The 17,291-nt window shown below is 63.4% G+C and carries 11 protein-coding genes and 1 tRNA gene; 6 read left to right on the top strand and 6 right to left on the bottom strand.

Features of this window, described 5'->3' with window-relative positions:
* Positions 1–95 precede the first annotated feature (95 nt).
* From NE584_RS13400 to NE584_RS13380, 5 genes are all read left to right on the top strand, one after another.
* Positions 96–1,340: a S41 family peptidase gene (locus NE584_RS13400; RefSeq protein ID WP_256183024.1), complete on the top strand. Its 1,245-nt coding sequence runs from the start codon at positions 96–98 to the stop codon at positions 1,338–1,340.
* Between the two features lie 147 nt (positions 1,341–1,487).
* Positions 1,488–2,348, top strand: a complete 861-nt coding sequence (locus tag NE584_RS13395) for an ATP-binding cassette domain-containing protein (protein WP_256183023.1) — start codon at positions 1,488–1,490, stop codon at positions 2,346–2,348.
* Positions 2,345–4,549 (top strand): hypothetical protein, encoded by a 2,205-nt coding sequence (locus NE584_RS13390; protein ID WP_256183022.1) that lies wholly within the window; start codon positions 2,345–2,347, stop codon positions 4,547–4,549. Before NE584_RS13395 ends, NE584_RS13390 begins: the two co-directional genes overlap by 4 nt.
* A complete protein-coding gene (locus tag NE584_RS13385) occupies positions 4,527–5,243 on the top strand; it encodes a hypothetical protein (protein WP_256183021.1) in 717 nt (238 codons plus the stop codon). Before NE584_RS13390 ends, NE584_RS13385 begins: the two co-directional genes overlap by 23 nt.
* A 115-nt stretch (positions 5,244–5,358) precedes the next feature.
* Positions 5,359–5,441, top strand: a tRNA-Leu gene (locus NE584_RS13380).
* A gap of 219 nt (positions 5,442–5,660) precedes the next feature.
* On the opposite strand, the gene NE584_RS13375 is transcribed toward NE584_RS13380, so the two are convergent.
* From NE584_RS13375 to gltB, 3 genes are all read right to left on the bottom strand, one after another.
* Positions 5,661–5,831 (bottom strand): hypothetical protein, encoded by a 171-nt coding sequence (locus NE584_RS13375; protein WP_256183020.1) that lies wholly within the window; start codon positions 5,829–5,831, stop codon positions 5,661–5,663.
* A 123-nt stretch (positions 5,832–5,954) separates the two neighbouring features.
* Positions 5,955–7,436, bottom strand: a complete 1,482-nt coding sequence (locus NE584_RS13370) for a glutamate synthase subunit beta (protein WP_256183019.1) — start codon at positions 7,434–7,436, stop codon at positions 5,955–5,957.
* 16 nt (positions 7,437–7,452) lie between these two features.
* Entirely contained in the window at positions 7,453–11,982 is a 4,530-nt protein-coding gene (gltB, locus tag NE584_RS13365; protein ID WP_256183018.1) for a glutamate synthase large subunit, read from the bottom strand.
* Between the two features lie 667 nt (positions 11,983–12,649).
* On the opposite strand from gltB, the gene NE584_RS13360 reads away from it, so the two are divergent.
* Positions 12,650–14,317 (top strand): ammonium transporter, encoded by a 1,668-nt coding sequence (locus NE584_RS13360; protein WP_256183017.1) that lies wholly within the window; start codon positions 12,650–12,652, stop codon positions 14,315–14,317.
* A gap of 170 nt (positions 14,318–14,487) precedes the next feature.
* On the opposite strand, the gene NE584_RS19710 is transcribed toward NE584_RS13360, so the two are convergent.
* From NE584_RS19710 to NE584_RS13340, 3 genes are read right to left on the bottom strand one after another with little or no spacing between them, the layout of a single operon-like run.
* The gene (locus tag NE584_RS19710) at positions 14,488–15,252 is read right to left on the bottom strand and encodes an ABC transporter ATP-binding protein (RefSeq protein WP_276853729.1); all 765 of its coding nucleotides are present in this window, start codon (positions 15,250–15,252) and stop codon (positions 14,488–14,490) included.
* A complete protein-coding gene (locus NE584_RS13345) occupies positions 15,249–16,259 on the bottom strand; it encodes an iron ABC transporter permease (protein ID WP_050624050.1) in 1,011 nt (336 codons plus the stop codon). The genes NE584_RS19710 and NE584_RS13345 overlap by 4 nt, the downstream gene beginning before the upstream one ends.
* On the bottom strand, positions 16,222–17,190 hold the full coding sequence (locus tag NE584_RS13340) for an ABC transporter substrate-binding protein (protein ID WP_256183016.1): 969 nt from the start codon (positions 17,188–17,190) through the stop codon (positions 16,222–16,224). Before NE584_RS13340 ends, NE584_RS13345 begins: the two co-directional genes overlap by 38 nt.
* Positions 17,191–17,291: the final 101 nt, after the last annotated feature.

Raw genomic sequence — 17,291 nt, 5'->3', positions numbered from 1 at the left:
AGTTCTGTAAGGTTTGTGTCAGAAAGTCGTAAGGCCCCCTTCACACTCCTTTCATAAAGGCACGATATCCTGTTTTCCAGAAAGGAAGTGTTTGTATGAAATTGAGGAAACAGATGGCGGCGGCAGTACTAGCTGCCGCCGCCCTGTCTCTGAGTCTGCCGCTCAGTCAGGCCCAGGACCCCCCTTCTCCAGATCACATGCTGGGTCTGACCGCAGAGCAGCGGATGGAGGACTACAAGTATCTCTGGTCTGTTCTGGCCGACAGCTATCCCTGCTGGGGGATTTTAGATCGGGAAGGGGTGGATGTGGAAGGGATCTACACCAGCTACCGGGACATGGTGGCCGAAAGCGACAGCGATCAGACCTTTTATCAAGCGGTTTACAGCACCCTGTTCCTGCTGGGGAACAACGGGCATCTGTCCATTGTGGAGCCCGCCGACTACTTCAGTCTCCTCCCATCCGCCAGGCTCTACCGGCGGAGCGGGCAGACGGCCTGGGCCGATATTCTGGAGCGGAAAGAGACCCGCGAAAAGTACCGCTCCCTCCTGGCCCTGGACCGCGCCATTAACTCCTCAGGTGAGGAAGAGGAGCCGGCCCTGGAGACGCCGGCCCCCGCTGCTGGCGGCGTGATCCCCCTCCTGTTGCCGGAGAGTGGGGTGGGCTATGTGAAAATCGACAGTTTTCCCGCCGAGTACGAGGCGGACCGTGCCATCCTGTCTAACTTCTACCGGCAGTGTGGGGACTGCACCGACCTGATCTTTGATCTGACGGACAACAGCGGCGGGAGCGAGGCTTACTGGGAGGAGCTGTTGGTCGCCCCCCACATTGATGAGCCCCTGTCCAGCGAGCACCTGGCCCTGGTCCGCCACAGCCGCAACAACGCCCCTTATTTGGATCAGGTCTTTCCCGCCGAGTGTCTCCTCCCCCTGAACCAGCTCCCCAGTCTGCCTCATCTTGAGCCGGGGGACCTGGATCTAGCCACCCACTTTGTCCGAGTCTGCCACAGGGTGGAGCCGGCTGATCAGCCCAGCCCCTTCCGGGGCCGCATCTGGGTCCTGGTAGACGAGTCCGTCTACTCCGCCTCCGAATCCTTCGCCCTCTTCTGCCAACAGACCGGTTTTGCCACGCTGGTGGGCAGTGCCACCAGCGGAGACGGCATCGGGACAGACCCGGTCTTTCTCCAGCTGCCCAACAGCGGGATCTTGGTCCAGTACACCCCTGTATTCGGCCTCAATCCCGACGGGAGCAGCAACGAGGAGCTGGGCACCCTCCCAGACCTCCCCTCTCCCCCAGGCGAGCCTCCTCTTATCACCGCTCTCCGGGCCATCTCTCAGGCCTAAGCCATCTGTCCCCGTCCGCCTCCCGGGCGGGGACATGATTGCCCTGGCCTCTCCGCCATCTTCATACAAAACACATCTTTTCTTCAATCGCTCTCCACATTGCACCGGTATCCTGACATGGAACCCAAGACGAAAGGATGTTGACCCATGCAAATCCAAATCCAAGATCTCTCTATGACCTATCCCAGCGGGAAGCAGGCCCTCCAGCGACTGGACCTGGACCTGACCAGCCCCAGCCTGGTGGGGCTTCTGGGCCCCAACGGGGCGGGCAAGTCCACCCTGATGAAGCTGCTGGTGGCCGCCCTCCTGCCCACCCAGGGCTCCATCCTGGTGGACGGGCGCCCGCTGGACCGATCCCAGCGGGCGCTCAAAGCCCGTCTGGGCTATCTCCCCCAGTCCTTCGGCCTGTATGACGAGCTCACCGTCTATCAGTTCCTGGACTACATGGCTGCCCTGAAGGGGCTGAGGAACAGCCGCTCCGCCATCGACCAGGTCATCCGGGCCGTCAATCTGGAGGAGAAGCGCCGGGCCAGAATCCGCACTCTCTCCGGAGGCCAGCGCCAGCGGGTGGGAATCGCCCAGGCTCTGCTGGGAGACCCGGAGTTCCTCATCTTTGACGAGCCCACCGTGGGCCTGGACCCGGAGGAGCGCATCCACTTCCGCAACCTCTTTTCCCAGACAGCCCAGGACCGGCTGGTGCTGCTGTCCACCCATATCATTGAGGATGTGCAGTCGGTCTGCGGCCAGCTGGTCGTTATGGACCAGGGCAGGGTCCTGTTCACCGGCACTCCGGAAGCCCTGATCCAGTCCGCCGCCGGACACGTGGGGGTGTTCTGGGAACGGGAGGCGGCCCAGGAGGCGGGGCTGCATATTACGGCCCGGGTGAACACCAGCCAGGGCATCCGCTGCCGGGCGGTGGCCGATGTCCTCCCCCGCTTCGCTCAGCCCGCAGAACCCACCCTGGAGGACGCCTACCTCTACCTCATCTCCCGGGAGGCGGTCCAATGAAAGCTCTGCATCTGTTTTGTCTGGAGCTGGGACGTCTATTCCAAAGCCGCCTGACCTGGCTGGTCATTTTACTGACTGTGCTCTCCCCACTGGCTGGGCTGGTGCTGTACAAGCCCACCGCCGCCGACACCATGCTGTCTATGTATCTGGCTGATCCCGCCCTGGCCGGGGGCGTGGTGGGGGGCATCCTGTTCGGCCTGCTGACAGTGTACGAGCTGGACCGCACGGAGCGCAGCCGGGTGGGCATGCTGATGGACGCTGCGGTCTCCCCCCTGACCATGGCCCTGGTACGCCTGCCCGCCCTGGCCGCTGCCGCTGTCCTGGGTCTGGGCCTCACCATGCTGGTTTGGCTCCCCATCAGCCGGGAGCTCATCGGCTCCGTCTTTGGCGGCACGGACTACCTGCTCTCCTATCTGCTGTTCATGGGGCTGGCCCTGTGGCTGGCCATTCTGGCGGCGGCCGCCGCCTATCAGTTCACCCGGCGCTCTGACCTGTCCCTGGTCCTCTTTGCCGCCTTCGCCGCCTTGAGTCTGACGGTGTGGGCCGGGAAGTGGCAGCTGTGCTGGCTCAACCCCTGCGTATGGGCCCTGTCCGATGACTTCTCCAACTTCCGGCTCTACCGGTCGGTGGCCTATATGCGCCTGACCTGGCTGGCAGCCCTGGCGGGGGTTTGGACCCTCTCCTGGCTGTGTATCCGGCAGTATGGGAAGGGGCTTCTAGGCTCCCTGGCCCGGAGCGCCCGGCGGGTCTGTCGGCCGTTGATCGCCCTGCTGCTCCTGGCCTGTTCCGGTGCGGCCTATGCAGCTCAGCCCTTCTTTGACAACAGCAATCCGGACCTCACCGCCTCCCGGCTCTTCGAACTGGAGTATGCCGAGGGAGTCACCTGTTCCAGGCGCACCGCCCAGGTATTCCCAGACACCGCCGCTGGCACGGTGGAGGGCCGAGCCGCCTATCAGTTCCAGAACACCTCCGGCCAGGGGTGGACGGTCTGCTTCGGTGTGGACCCGGGGTACGACATCACTTCTGCCCGTGCCAATGGGGCGGAGATCTCCCCCGTCCGCACCGGCTACGAGGAGTCCAACATGGCTCTGTGGGAGATCGCCCTCCCGGCGGACGGCGCGGTGGAGCTGGTGCTGGAGTACGGCGGCTTCCCCAGGGACTGGAACATTGCGGAGACCACCCAGGGCTCCCCCGAGATCAGCGGAGCCTATCTGTGCCTGGAGAATCAGAACCTGATGCCCTATCTGCTCAATGTTCTGCCAGAGGGGCAGGGCTATCCCACCACCGTGGAGCTCACCGTGCCCGGCTCCATGACCGTCATCCCCTTCGGTACCAGCGAGGCAGAGGTGGTGGAGACCCACGGCAACGGCACCGCCACCTGGCGCTATGAGGATGACAGCGCTGGCGGCATCGTCTACGCCGGGGACTACATCCGACAGGATATCCAGGCCGGCGGCGCCACCATCCAGCTCTACTATGGCCGGAAGCATCAGGCGGTGATGGAGCAGGCCAGGGCGGCGGAGGCGGTGCGGGCCGTGGTGGACTACTGCACGGAGCACTACGGCCCTCTGTCTTTCGGTGCCGGCGGCTCCCTGAAGCTGATCCAGAGCCGGGTGGCCGGCGGGGGCTACGCCGGCGGAGGCGCCAGCCTGCTGGACGAGATGGACTTCACTGCCGCCAATCTCCACGACGGCGGCAAGGGGGCCGTCCCCGGCGAGGTGATGATCCACGAGCTGGTCCACCAGTGGTGGGGCCTGGGCAACATGTTTGACTCCGAGGACCCCGCAGACCCCTGGTCCGCCGAGGGGCTGACGGTGTACACCACCTACCGCATCGTCAAGGAGCTCTACGGGGTGGACTACGCGCGGGAGTACTATGTGGAGGCGTGGGAGCGGGAGGTGGAGGACTACTACCTGGACTTCTACGTCCGAAACCCAGAGTACCTGGCCATGCTGCCCGAGGAGGAGCAGCTGGCCATCACCAACAGCCTGACCGGCATGCGGCAGTACTGCGAGATGCCCCTGAAAATTTTGAGGGCAGAAAAGCTGGTAGGGGGTGAGGCGGCCATGGATGAGATCCTGCGCGGCCTGTTCAACCGTGAGCTCGATTGGAGCTATCCCTATCTCACCTATCAAGAATTTTTAGACGCCTGCGGGCTGACAGAGGAGGAGCTGGACCTTGGTCAAGATATTTCGATATGAGTGTAAGCGCTTGCTGTGGAACAAGTTCTTTTTCGGCATTCTGGCCGTGACCCTGTTCTACGGCTGGCAGGTACTCACCGGCGCCTCCATTCTGGGGGTGTCCCACACTGCCCCCTTCTCCCCCTGGACCTTCGGGGATTACCTCAGCCGCCTGCTCCCCCTGCTGTGGATCGGTGTGCTGTTCTTTCTCACCTTTTTCACTTCAGGGGCGGAGCGGCGGGCCGCAGTCCTCACCGCCGCCACCCCTGTGCGGCCCTGGCAATACGCCCTGGCCCGGCTGGGGGCGGCACTGACCGGCACCGTCCTCCAGTCCCTCGCCGTCCTGCTGCTGTCCGCCGTCTTTTATACCCGCATGTTTCGGTGGTACAGCTGGGGCAGTCTGTTCCTTCCCGCCGCCATATCCTTGATACCAGCTCTGGTCTTTGCCCTGGGCAGCGGCTGGCTGCTGGGCCGCCTGCGCCCCTGGCTCGTCTACCTGTGGATGCCCCTGCCCTTCCTGCTCCAGCTCCTCCCCCTTCCCGAGCTGCTCTCCCTGTGGAACGGCCGGTTCTTCTCCCAGTACCCCCTGTCCCTGGGGACACTGGACCCGGCCTTTTCCCTGCCCGGGGGCATGTGCCTGGTCCAATCCGGGCTCCTGGCTGCGGGCGTGGTCCTGCTGACCGCCGCCCTGCACCACCATTCCCCTGGAGAGTGAGCCATCTTCCCCATTCCAAAATCTTCTGCCTGGGGGCGCCCTTTTCCGGGGCGTCCCCTTCTCCGCAATGCCCATTGACTTTTTTCCTACAATCCTTTATGATAGACGTGGTCGCGCGGGTATGGCGGAATTGGCAGACGCGCTGGATTTAGGTTCCAGTGGGCAACCGTGTGGGTTCGACTCCCACTACCCGTACCAGCTCGTCGCAAGCGACATATCACTTGCGACGAGCTTTTTCATTTCATTGTAAAGCTTATCGTTCGCTCATTCTGCCGCTCCTCTCTTCCAAACCGGACCCGCTCCGCTGGGCTCCGGCTTGGGGCCGCCCTGTGGGCGGCTGTTTTTGCCCTCGTAAAAATATCGGTTTTGACCGTTCTTTCCACGTGGTGGCAAAGTTCGCTTTGTGACCACGTCTTTTTATGCCTGAGGCAAAAAAGACGTCATCCGCCCGCCCCCTTGCTCTTCCTTTTCAAATCGAATCCGCTCCGCCGGGCTTCGATTTGGATTTTGATACAGACCGACAGCCACTGCATCTTTTTCTGATCTGCTGTTGAAAACGAAAGACACGCTTTTCAGCGTGTCTTTCATTTTTTATCCCGCCGTCTCTGGGCGGCTCATCCTTCTGGGATCCAGATGCTCAGGCCGGCAGAGCCGTACCTGCGCCAGGGTCCTCGCCCTGGCACCCAGCTGACCGCGCCTGCGGTCAGGCTTTTAATTGCTGTACCCCATCAGAAAGGTGTCCACCTCGTGGGCGGCGGCGCGCCCTTCCTGGATGGCCCAGACCACCAGGGACTGGCCCCTGCGCATGTCTCCGGCGGCGAACACCTTGGGCACATTGGTGGCGTATCCGCCGGGGGCGGTGCTGACACAGGAGCGAGGGGTGCGCTCCAATCCAAAGGTCTCGGCAACATAGGCCTGGGGGCCCAGGAAGCCGGCGGCGATGAGCAGCAGCTGGCAGGGCAGTTCCTCCTCCGTGCCTGCTACCTCGTGCATCACAGTGCGCCCTGTCTTCTTGTCCGTCCCCGCCTCCAGCCGGACCACCTTCACCGCCCGGAGGTTCCCCTCGCTGTCGGTCAGCAGTTCCTTCACCGTGGTCTGATAGATCCGGGGGTCCCGCCCGAAGACGGCGACGGCCTCCTCCTGGCCGTAGTCGGTCTTACACACCCGGGGCCACTCCGGCCAGCGATTATCGTCGGCCCGCTGGTCGGGCAGCCTGGGCATCATCTCCAGCTGCACCACCGAACGGCAGCCATGACGCAGTGCCGTTCCCACACAGTCGTTACCCGTGTCGCCGCCGCCTACCACCACCACGTCCTTGCCTGCGGCGCTGAGATAAGTGCCGTCCTTCAGCTTGGAGTTGAGCAGGCTGCGGGTGGTGGCGGCCAGATAGTCCACCGCGAAATGGACCCCGCCGGCCTCCCGGCCGGGCACCGCCAGATCTCGGGGCTCCTTGGCCCCGGTACACAGGATCACCGCATCAAACTCGTCCAGCAGCTCCTGGGCACTCTTGTCCCGGCCCACATCCACGCCGGTGACGAAACACACGCCCTCCTCCCGCATCAGCTCCACCCGGCGCATGACATACTTCTTCTCCAGCTTCATGTTGGGGATGCCGTACATCAACAGTCCGCCCACCCGGTCGTCCCGCTCAAAGACGGTGACGCTGTGGCCCCGGCGGTTGAGCTGGTCCGCCGCCGACAGTCCGGCGGGGCCGGAGCCCACCACCGCCACCCGCTTGCCGCTGCGCACTCTGGGCGGCCGAGGCTGGACCAAGCCCCGCTCGAATGCTGCCTCGATGATGCCCAGCTCGTTCTCCCGGACGGTGACCGGGTCGCCGTGGAGGCCGCAGGTGCAGGCGGCCTCGCACAGGGCGGGACACACCCGCCCTGTAAACTCAGGAAAATTGTTGGTCTTCAGCAGCCGCTCCAGCGCCTGGGGCAGGTTCCCCGTGTAGAGCAGGTCGTTCCACTCCGGCACCAAGTTGTGCAGGGGGCAGCCGGAAGTCATCCCGCCCAGGGTGGCGCCGGACTGGCAGAAGGGCACACCGCACTCCATGCACCGGGCCCCCTGCTGGCGGCGGTCCGCCTCGGACAGGCGGGGGTGGAACTCCTTCCAATGCTCGATGCGGTCCAGTGGCTGCTCCGCCGGATCAGTCTGCCGGTCATATTCCAGAAATCCAGTGATCTTTCCCATAACACTTTCTCCCCCCTTATTCCTTGGTGCTGGCACTGAATGCCTCCACCTCAGCCTGTTCGTGGCTCAGGCCCTGGGCCTCAAATTCCGCGATGGTGCGCAGCATTCTGTCGTAGTCCCGAGGCAGAATCTTCTTGAAACAGGCTGCCTTCTCCTCCAGGTGGTCCAAGATCTCCCGGGCCTTAGGGGAGCCGGTGGCCTCCACATGCTCGGTGAGCATGGTCCGGATCTCTTGGATGTCCTGCCGCTCCGTCACCGGGTCCACTGTGACCAGCGCCTTGTTCAGCCGCAGGTACAGGTCCCGGTCCTCATCCCACACATAGGCGATGCCGCCGGACATGCCCGCCGCGAAGTTCTTGCCGGTAGGTCCCAGCACCACCACCCGGCCGCCGGTCATGTATTCGCAGCCATGGTCGCCCACGCCCTCCACCACCGCGCAGGCGCCGGAGTTGCGCACGGCGAATCGCTCCCCTGCCATGCCGTTGATGAATGCCTTGCCGCTGGTAGCCCCGTAGAGGGCCACATTGCCGATGATGATGTTCTCTTCCGGTTTGAAAGGGGACCCTTTGGGGGGATAGACGATGATCTTTCCGCCGGAGAGGCCCTTGCCCATATAGTCGTTGCAGTCCCCTTCCAGCTCCAGGGTGAGCCCTTTGGGAATGAAGGCACCGAAGGACTGCCCACCGCCGCCGGTACACTTGACAGTGAAGGTGTCGTCGGGCAGGCTGCTGCCGTGGAGCCTGGTGATATCGGAACCGAAAATGGTCCCCAGGGTCCGGTCGGTACTGGTGACGGGGACGTTCACCGTCCGCTTCTCCCCCTTCTCTAGCGCCCCCTTCATCTTCTTCAGCAGGACCCTCATGTCCACCGTCTTCTCCAGCTGGAAGTCATAGGCGTCCGCGGGGTCGAAATGGCGCTTGACCTGCGCCCCTTCAAACGGGTTATCCAGAATGGCGGACAGGTCCACCGTGGCGGCCCGCTCGTTGACGGCGTGCTCCCGCACCTTCAGCAAGTCGGTGCGGCCCACCAGCTCGTCCACGGTACGCACCCCCAGGCAGGCCATGTGCTCCCGCAGCTCCTGGGCCACGAAGCGCATGAAGTTCATCACATACTCCGGTTTTCCGGTGAAGCGCCGCCGCAGCTCCGGGTCCTGGGTGGCGATCCCTGCCGGGCAGGTGCCCAGGTTGCATACCCGCATCATGCAGCAGCCCATGGTGACCAGGGGGGCGGTGGCAAAGCCGAACTCCTCCGCCCCCAGCATGCAGGCGATGGCCACGTCCCGGCCGCTCATCAGCTTGCCGTCGGTCTCTACGATGACCCGGGAGCGCAGGCCGTTCATGATCAGGGTCTGGTGGGTCTCGGCCACCCCCAGCTCCCAAGGCACACCGGCAGAATGGATGGAACTGCGGGGGGCGGCACCGGTGCCCCCGTCATAGCCGCAGATCAGTACTACCTGAGCCCCGGCCTTGGCCACGCCGGAGGCAATGGTGCCAACTCCCGGCTCGGCGCACAGCTTCACAGAGATGCGGGCTTGCCGGTTGGCATTCTTCAGGTCGTAGATCAGCTGGGCCAGATCCTCGATGGAGTAGATGTCGTGGTGAGGCGGCGGGGATATCAAGGTGACGCCCGGTGTGGAATGGCGGGTCCTGGCCACCTCCGGCGTGATCTTCTTCCCCGGCAGGTGGCCGCCCTCGCCGGGCTTGGCCCCCTGAGCCATCTTGATCTGGATATCTTGGGCGGACACCAGATACTCGCTGGTCACGCCGAAGCGGCCGGAGGCCACCTGCTTGATGGCGGAATTTTTCAGGGTACCGAAGCGGGCGGGGTCTTCGCCGCCCTCCCCGCAGTTGGATTTGCCCCCCAGGGTGTTCATGGCCACCGCCATGCACTCGTGGGCCTCAGCGGAGATGGAGCCGAAGGACATAGCCCCGGTCTTAAACCTCTTAACGATGGAGTCCACGCTCTCCACCTCGTCCAAGGGAATCGGGGTGTCCAGATACTGCATCTCCATCAGGCCGCGGAGGGTGTGGGGCTTGGAGGCGTCGTCCACCAGGGCCGTGTACTCCTTGAAGAGTTTGTAGTCCCCCCTGCGGGTGGCCTCCTGGAGGAGATGGATGACCTGGGGGCTGTACATGTGGTCCTCCTGACCAGCGCGGGCCTTGTGCTCGCCCCGGCTGTCCAGGGTAGGGTCGCCGCCCAGGCCCAGGGGGTCGAAGGCCCGGCTGTGGTGGTCATCCACCAGTTGAGCGATCTCCTTCAGACCCACGCCCCCCACCCGGCTGAGGGTACCAGTGAAATACTCGTCCACCACCACCCGGTCAATGCCCACTGCCTCGAAGATCTGGGCAGACTGGTAGGACTGGATGGTGGAGATACCCATCTTGGAGGCGATCTTCACGATGCCGCTGAGGATGGCCTGGTTATAGTCCTTCACCGCGGTGTGGTAATCCTTGTCCAGCAGACCTTGGTCAATGAGGGAGCCGATGGCCGCATGGGCCAGATAGGGATTCACCGCCCGGGCACCGTAGCCCAGCAGCGTGGCGAAGTGGTTCACGTCCCGGGGTTCCGCTGACTCCAGTACGATGGACACGGCGGTGCACTTCTTGGTGCGGATCAGGTATCGCTCCACGGCTGAGACAGCCAGCAGGGACGGGATGGCCACATGGTTCTCGTCCACCCCCCGGTCGGAGAGGATGACGATGTTAGCCCCGTTGCGGTAGGCCCGGTCCACCGCAACGAACAGGTGGTCCAGCGCCCGCTTCAGAGGGGTGTTCTTGTAGTATAGGATGGAGACGGTCTCCACCTGGAAGCCGGGCTGCTTCATGCCCCGGATCTTCATCAGGTCTACCGAGGTGAGGATAGGGTTGCCCACCTGAAGGGCGTGAGCGTTGTCCGCCCGCTCCTCCAGCAGGTTGCCGTCGTTGCCCAGATAGACGGTAGTGTCGGTGACCACCTCCTCCCGGATGGCGTCGATGGGGGGATTGGTCACCTGGGCGAAGAGCTGCTTGAAGTAGTTGAACAGGGGCTGTTCGTGGTCGGAGAGGACCGCCAGGGGGATGTCCACCCCCATGGCGGCGGTGGGCTCCGCCCCGGTGCGTGCCATAGGGAGGATGGTGTTTTTCACATCCTCATAGGTATAACCGAAGGCCTTCTCCAGCCGGGTCAGCTCCTCCTGGGAGTAGCCGGGCACCTTTTTGTTAGGGACCGGCAGGTCCTTCAGCCGGATGAGGCCCCGGTCCAGCCACTCGCCGTAGGGCTGGCGGGCGGCGTAGGTCTCCTTCAGCTCCGCGTCATCAATGATACGCCCCTGGACTGTATCCACCAGCAGCATCTTCCCCGGCTCCAGCCGGGATTTCTTCACGATCTTCCTGGGGTCCAGGTCCAGGGCACCGACCTCGGAGGAGAGGATCAGCTTACCATCGTCAGTGATATAGTACCGGGAGGGGCGCAGCCCGTTCCGGTCCAGCACCGCTCCCATGGCGTCGCCGTCGGAGAACAGGATGGAGGCCGGACCATCCCAGGGCTCCATCATGATGGCGTAATACTGGTACAGGTCCCGCTTGGCCCGGCTGATACTGCCGTCCTTGGTCCAGGGCTCCGGGATGGTGACCATCACCGCGAGGGGCAGGTCCATGCCGCTCATGACCAGGAACTCCAGGGTGTTGTCCAGCATGGCCGAGTCGGACCCGGCCCCGTTGACCACAGGGTAGATCTTGTCCAGGGCGTCGTCGATCACCGGGTTGGACATGGTCTCCTCCCGGGCCAGCATCCGGTCTGCGTTGCCCCGGATGGTGTTGATCTCGCCGTTGTGGAGGATCAGGCGGTTAGGGTGGGCCCGCTCCCAGGAGGGATTGGTGTTGGTGGAGAAGCGGGAGTGAACGCATGCGATGGCGCTGTGGTAGTCCCGACTCTGCAGGTCCAGGTAGAACTTCCGCAGTTCCCCCACCAGGAACATCCCCTTATATACCACTGTCCGGCTGGACAGGGAGGGGACATAGGTGTTGTCGTTGGACTGCTCAAAGACTCGGCGGGCCACATACAGCCTGCGGTCGAACTCCAGTCCCCGGGCCGCATCCCCCGGCCGCTTCACGAAGGCCTGCTGGATGTTGGGCATCTTGGACAGTGCCTTCTGGCCCAGCACCTCTGGGCAGACAGGCACCTTCCGCCAGCCCAGAAATTCCATGCCTTCCTTGGCCACAATGACCTCGAACATCTTCTTAGCCTGATTGCGCCTGAGAGTGTCCTGGGGAAAGAAAAACATACCTACGCCATAGTCCCGCGCCTCCCCCAGCTGGATGCCGCACTCCGTGGCCGCCTTCTGAAAAAACTGGTGGGAGATCTGGAGGAGGATGCCCACGCCGTCACCGGTCTTTCCCTCAGCGTCCTTTCCCGCTCGATGCTCCAGCTTCTCCACGATTTTCAGCGCACTGTCCACCGTCTCATAGCTCTGGCGGCCCTTGATGTCCACCACGGCTCCGATGCCGCAGGCATCGTGCTCAAACGCCGGGTCATACAAGCCGCGCTGCTGATAGTCTTCTCTGTTCATCTCGATTTCCCCTTTCCAGGTCAGCTTACAAAAATACGGCAGTCAAACTCCCGGACTGCCGCCGCGAGACTGCGCTGTCTCTCCCATACGCACATAGCCGTCTTTCACCGCAGGGCTCCCGTCCCAAGCCTAGTCATTTTGCAGGAACTCCGCCTACTTCTTTCAAGTTTAGGCATCTCGAAATTATGTCTCTATCAGAGACATGAGGCCCTCTGTTTTCAGCTATGGGCGAAAGTATAGTACACTACTTCGTGAAAGTCAATATTTTTTGAAATTATATTTTATCTTTATTGCAAATATATGGCTAATTCCAGGAGAACCGTCCTATTTTATGCAATTTTTACATTCTGCTTTTTCTTTTCTATTTTTTGAGAAACGCTTCTCTCTCCTTCTGACTCTGGCACGCAAAAAATTTGTTGAACTTAGAAAAGAGGGTCTGCCTTGTCTCCCCGCGTTTTGATTGGGTCCCACAAACTTTCTTCCTGCATCTTGACAGGAGAGAACCGGAGGTATAAACTCACACTCAAGCAAAGGCGCTGTCGGGATCAGACCCGGCGGCGCCTGCTTCTTTTGCTGCAGCAGAGGAACCAAAATCAAACGCACAAGGGCGTGCGGGACGGCGAAGGTGCCGGACCGCACGCCCTTGTGTAAAAAGGAGCGAGAGAAGATGGATTTATCGGTATGGTATCTCATGGGCGCAATCCTGGTCTTTTTCATGCAGTGCGGATTCGCAATGGTTGAAACAGGATTTACCCGGGCAAAAAACGCAGGCAACATCATCATGAAGAACCTAATGGATTTCTGCATCGGAACGGTGGTCTTCATCCTGCTGGGCTACGGCATCATGAACAGTGAGAACTATTTCTTCGGCCTGATCGGCATGCCGGAGTATCAGATGTTTACGAACTTCTATGCCTTCGACTGGTCTAACTTCTTTTTCCAGCTGGTGTTCTGCGCCACAGCGGCCACCATCGTCTCCGGCGCCATGGCGGAGCGCACCAAATTCCTGGCCTACTGCGTGTACTCCGGCGTTATCAGCGCGGTGGTCTACCCCATCGAGGCCGGGTGGGTCTGGAACAGCCAGGGCTGGCTGGTCCAGTTCGGCTATGTGGACTTCGCCGGCTCCTCTGTGATCCACATGGTGGGCGGACTGGCTGCCCTTATCGGCGCGTGGATGCTGGGCCCCCGGATCGGTAAGTACACCCGGGAAAAGGACGGCCGCATCCAGGTCAACGCCATCCCCGGGCACTCCCTGACCATGGGCGCGCTGGGGTGCTTCATTCTCTGGTTCTGCTGGTACGGCTTCAACGGCGCCGCCGCCGCAGATGCCGCCCAGCTAGCCCAGATCCTGGGCAACACCACCCTTGCCCCCGCCGTGGCCACCTTCACCTGCATGGTCTTCACCTGGGTGCGCAGCGGCAAGCCGGACGTCTCCATGTGTCTGAACGCCTCTCTGGCTGGCCTGGTGGGCATCACCGCCCCCTGTGCCACGGTAGACGCCTTGGGCGCGATCCTCATCGGCGCAGTCGATGGCATCCTGGTGGTGCTGGTGGTGGAGCTGCTGGACTTCAAGCTCCACGTGGACGACCCGGTGGGTGCTGTAGCGGTCCACTGTGCCAACGGCATCTGGGGCACCCTGGCGGACGGCCTGTTCAACACCTCCAGCGGGCTGCTCTACGGCGGCGGTCTCTACCACCTGGGGGTGCAGTGCATGGGTGTAGCTGCCATCGCCGCCTATGCCTCTGTATCCATGTTCCTGGTGTTCAAGTTCATCGACAAGACCATCGGTCTGCGGGTATCCGCCGAGGATGAGATCATCGGCCTGGACATCACAGAGCACGCCCTGGCCTCCGCCTACGCCGACTTCCGCCCCGCAGCCCCCAGCGCCCTAGGCGGAGAAGGGGCCGGCGGACCGGTGGACCTCTCCGGACTTGTGCCGGCCGCGCTGGAATCCCGGCCTGCGCCTGACCCCTCCGGCCGGAAGCTGACCAAGGTGACCATCATCTGTCGGGAGGAGCGCTTCTCCATCCTGAAGGACACCATGGCGGCCATCGGCGTCACCGGCATGACGGTGAGCAACGTGATGGGGTGCGGCACCCAGCTGGGCAAGGTGGGGCAGTACAGGGGCGTCAAAATAAGCATGAACCTGCTTCCTAAGATTCAGGTGGACATCGTGGTGTCCAGGGTGGACCCCGCCCTGGTGGTGGCTGCGGCGGAAAAAGCCCTCCGCACTGGCAATCAGGGGGACGGAAAGATCTTCCTGTACAACGTAGAAAACGTGGTCAAGGTCCGGACCGGTGAGACGGACTACGATGCCCTCCAGGACGACAACTGAACGGCTCCTCCCCGCCGGAGCAGGCACCGCTATTCTCATAGGGCGGCTTCCAGCGGCTCCCTCTCAAGCCGGCTGATCCGCTGATCAGCATAAAAGAGCCGTTCCCCTATCTCAGGGGGACGGCTCTTTTTATCATACAAGGAAACGGGCAGGGTGGCCCCCCTCCGCTCTCACAGCCGGCTGAAGAGGTACTGCCGCTCCCCCTTCGCCGTCTCCACGCTGTGGGCCCGGACCTGGAATACCTTCTCCAGCACGCCGGAGGCGTAGATCTCCTCCGGCGCACCCACCCGCCGCAGCTGTCCCTCCTCCAGCACCGCCACCCGGTGTGCGCAGCTCAGGGCCAGGTTCAGGTCATGGAGGACCATGACCACCGCTTTTCCCTCCTCCGCCAACGTCCGGGCGGTCTCCGCCAGCTCCAGCTGGTGGGCGATATCCAGAAAGGTGGTGGGCTCGTCTAGCAGCAGCACTGGGGTGTCCTGGGCCAGCGCCATGGCCAGATAAACCTTCTGTCTCTGTCCACCGGAGAGGTGGGCCATGGGCACCCCCTCCAGCCCGGCCACACCGGTGCGCTCCATGGCTTGGCGGGCCGCCTCCCGGTCCTCCCTGGAGTAGCGGCGGGGATAGCCCAGATAGGGGAAGCGCCCGTGGAGGACCAGGCTCCCCGCCGTGATGCCGGGCAGCGGCCGGCTCTGGGGAAGCAGCGCCGCCAACCGGGCAAACTGCTTGGCGGAGAGCCGGGACACGTCCTGCCCCTCTATCCTTACCTCTCCCCGTTCCGGTGCCATCAGCCGGGCCGCCACCCGCAGGAGAGTGGATTTTCCACAGCCATTAGGCCCGGCCAGGACGGTGACCTTCCCCGGCTCAAAGACCAGGGATACGTCCCTCAGTACCGGCGGGCCGCCGTAGCCCGCCGTGATATGGCATAGCTCCATCATGTCCGCCGCCCTCCCCTCTGCCGGAACAGCAGCCACAGAAAGAAGGGGCCGCCCATCAGGGAGAGCAGGATGCCCACTGGCAGCTCAAAGGGGACGAACAGCACCCGGGCCGCCAGGTCACACACTGTCACCAGCGCCGCCCCCAGGAACAGGGAGGCAGCCAGCAGGTACTTGTGTTCCCCCCCTACCAGGAAGCGGGCCGCGTGGGGCACCAGCAGGCCCACGAAGCCCACCAGCCCGGCAAAGCTCACCGCCGCGCCGCACAGCACCGCCGCCAGGGTAAGCAGGAGGTTCCGGGCCGCCCGGGCAGACAGCCCCAGGGACTGGGCCACCTCATCCCCCAGGGTGAGCAGGTCCAGCTCATAGCTCATGGCAAAGGCCCCCGCCCCGGCCAGGAGGGAGAGCAGGGCCGGCACCTTCAGGGCGGCCACTGTCACCCCAGACAGCCGGCCCACCATAAAGCTGCCTGCCCCCAGGGCGGCCTCCGGGAACAGGATGGAGACCGCGTCGATGGCGGCGGAGAGCATGCTGCTGATGGCCACCCCGGCCAGCACCAGGGTGATGCGGCTGGCCCCGGTCCTCCGGGCCAGGGTGTACACCAGCATACACGCCCCCAGCGCCCCCAGGAAAGCTGCCACCGGGACCGCCGTCATAGAGGTCGGAATCAGGGCGGCGCAGAGGACTGCCCCCAGGCCTGCGCCGGCATTCACCCCGATGATATTGGGCCCCGCCAGGGGGTTGCCCAGCACTCCCTGGATGATGACCCCGCCCACCGCCAGGGCACTGCCGCACAGCAGGGCCGCCAGGGTGCGGGGCAGGCGGGCATAGACCACGATATTGTATGCCTGGGTCTCACCGCCCATCAAGGCGGTCAGGATCTCTGAAAACGGGACTTGGGTGGAGCCGAAGCTCATGCTCAGCAGAGCCGCCCCCAGACTGGCCAGAGCCAGCAGGAGGATGATCCCCCACTTACGCGCCGCCGTATAGGATGTCGGCAAGGACTTCATAGCTCTCTCCCCATCGCACATTAGGCTTGTAGTGGAACAGGGCCTTGTCCAGGATATGGACCCGCCCCTCTTTCACCGCCGCAAGGGACTCCCAAGCCGGGTCGCTGTGGAACAGCTCCGTCAGGCTGTCCAGCGCCTTCTCCGTGCTGGAGCCCATGGTGGTCACGAAGATATGGTCCGGGTCCGCCGCCAGGATGGACTCCATCTGGATCTCCTCCAGCAGTCCGCTGTCGCTGTCCGCGATGTTGATACAGCCCAGATCCTTCAGCATCACGCCGGTGATATTGTCGCTGTTCTTGGCCCGGACGCCGGTGGAGTAGGCCCGCAGCAGCAGGACCGTGGGGTGCTCCCCCTCCGGGACACGGGCAAGCGCCCGGTCGATCTCTGCCTGGATATCCAGCCCGTTGGCCTGATACAGGTCGTCCCGCCCCGTCAGACGGGTGCAGATCTCCAGCATGGAGAGGTAGTCGGAGAAGGACTCCACCTTGAACCAAGCGGCGGGAATGCCGGCCGCAGCCAGGGGCTCCGCCAGCGCCAGCTGGCCGTCCAGATCGGGAGTCAGGAGCACCAGGTCAGGCTGGGCAGCGAAAAGCGCCTCCAGCTCCGGGGTCTGATTGGAGCCCACGTTGGTCACATCCTCCCCCAGCTCCAGCCCCCGCTCATCGTAGGCGTCCTGGGTCACCGCTGCCAGCGTGTCCTCCCCTCCTGCCAGGACCCAGGTCTCCGCGTAGCTGCCGATCAGGGCTGCCACCCGCTGGGGCGCTTCCTCCAGGGTAATGGTACTGCCCAAGCTGTCCGTGAAGCTCACAGAGCTCCCCATCTCCCCGTCCGCCGACGCGGGGGACACCGCCCTTCCGCCAGGAGCGGCGCAGGCGCAGAGGGACAGCAGACAGAGTGCGGTGACCAGGGATATGGATCGTTTCATCATCATCTGGGATTTCCTTTCTTTTCAGAAGCCTGGGTCCGGAGCCCCAGACCGAATGACCGGCCCCATTTTACCACAAGATCTCCCCGGATGCCACAAAAATCTTT

The sequence above is a fragment of the Clostridium sp. DFI.5.61 genome (genome assembly GCF_024462915.1).
GTDB classification, from domain to species: Bacteria; Bacillota; Clostridia; order Oscillospirales; family Oscillospiraceae; genus Lawsonibacter; species Lawsonibacter asaccharolyticus.
The sequence above is the reverse complement of the archived record's forward strand: the minus strand, read 5'-3'. Positions and strand labels throughout refer to the sequence as shown.

Bases quoted from the DNA above. Each gene is read 5' to 3' on its own strand.
- NE584_RS13390 (WP_256183022.1), top strand. From the start codon at position 2,345: ATGAAAGCTCTGCATCTGTTTTGTCTGGAGCTGGGACGTCTATTCCAA.
- NE584_RS13370 (WP_256183019.1), bottom strand. From the start codon at position 7,436: ATGGGAAAGATCACTGGATTTCTGGAATATGACCGGCAGACTGATCCG.
- NE584_RS19710 (WP_276853729.1), bottom strand. From the start codon at position 15,252: ATGATGGAGCTATGCCATATCACGGCGGGCTACGGCGGCCCGCCGGTA.
- NE584_RS13340 (WP_256183016.1), bottom strand. From the start codon at position 17,190: ATGATGATGAAACGATCCATATCCCTGGTCACCGCACTCTGTCTGCTG.
- NE584_RS13400 (WP_256183024.1), top strand. From the start codon at position 96: ATGAAATTGAGGAAACAGATGGCGGCGGCAGTACTAGCTGCCGCCGCC.
- gltB (WP_256183018.1), bottom strand. From the start codon at position 11,982: ATGAACAGAGAAGACTATCAGCAGCGCGGCTTGTATGACCCGGCGTTT.
- NE584_RS13360 (WP_256183017.1), top strand. From the start codon at position 12,650: ATGGATTTATCGGTATGGTATCTCATGGGCGCAATCCTGGTCTTTTTC.
- NE584_RS13395 (WP_256183023.1), top strand. From the start codon at position 1,488: ATGCAAATCCAAATCCAAGATCTCTCTATGACCTATCCCAGCGGGAAG.
- NE584_RS13345 (WP_050624050.1), bottom strand. From the start codon at position 16,259: ATGAAGTCCTTGCCGACATCCTATACGGCGGCGCGTAAGTGGGGGATC.
- NE584_RS13375 (WP_256183020.1), bottom strand. From the start codon at position 5,831: ATGAAAGACACGCTGAAAAGCGTGTCTTTCGTTTTCAACAGCAGATCA.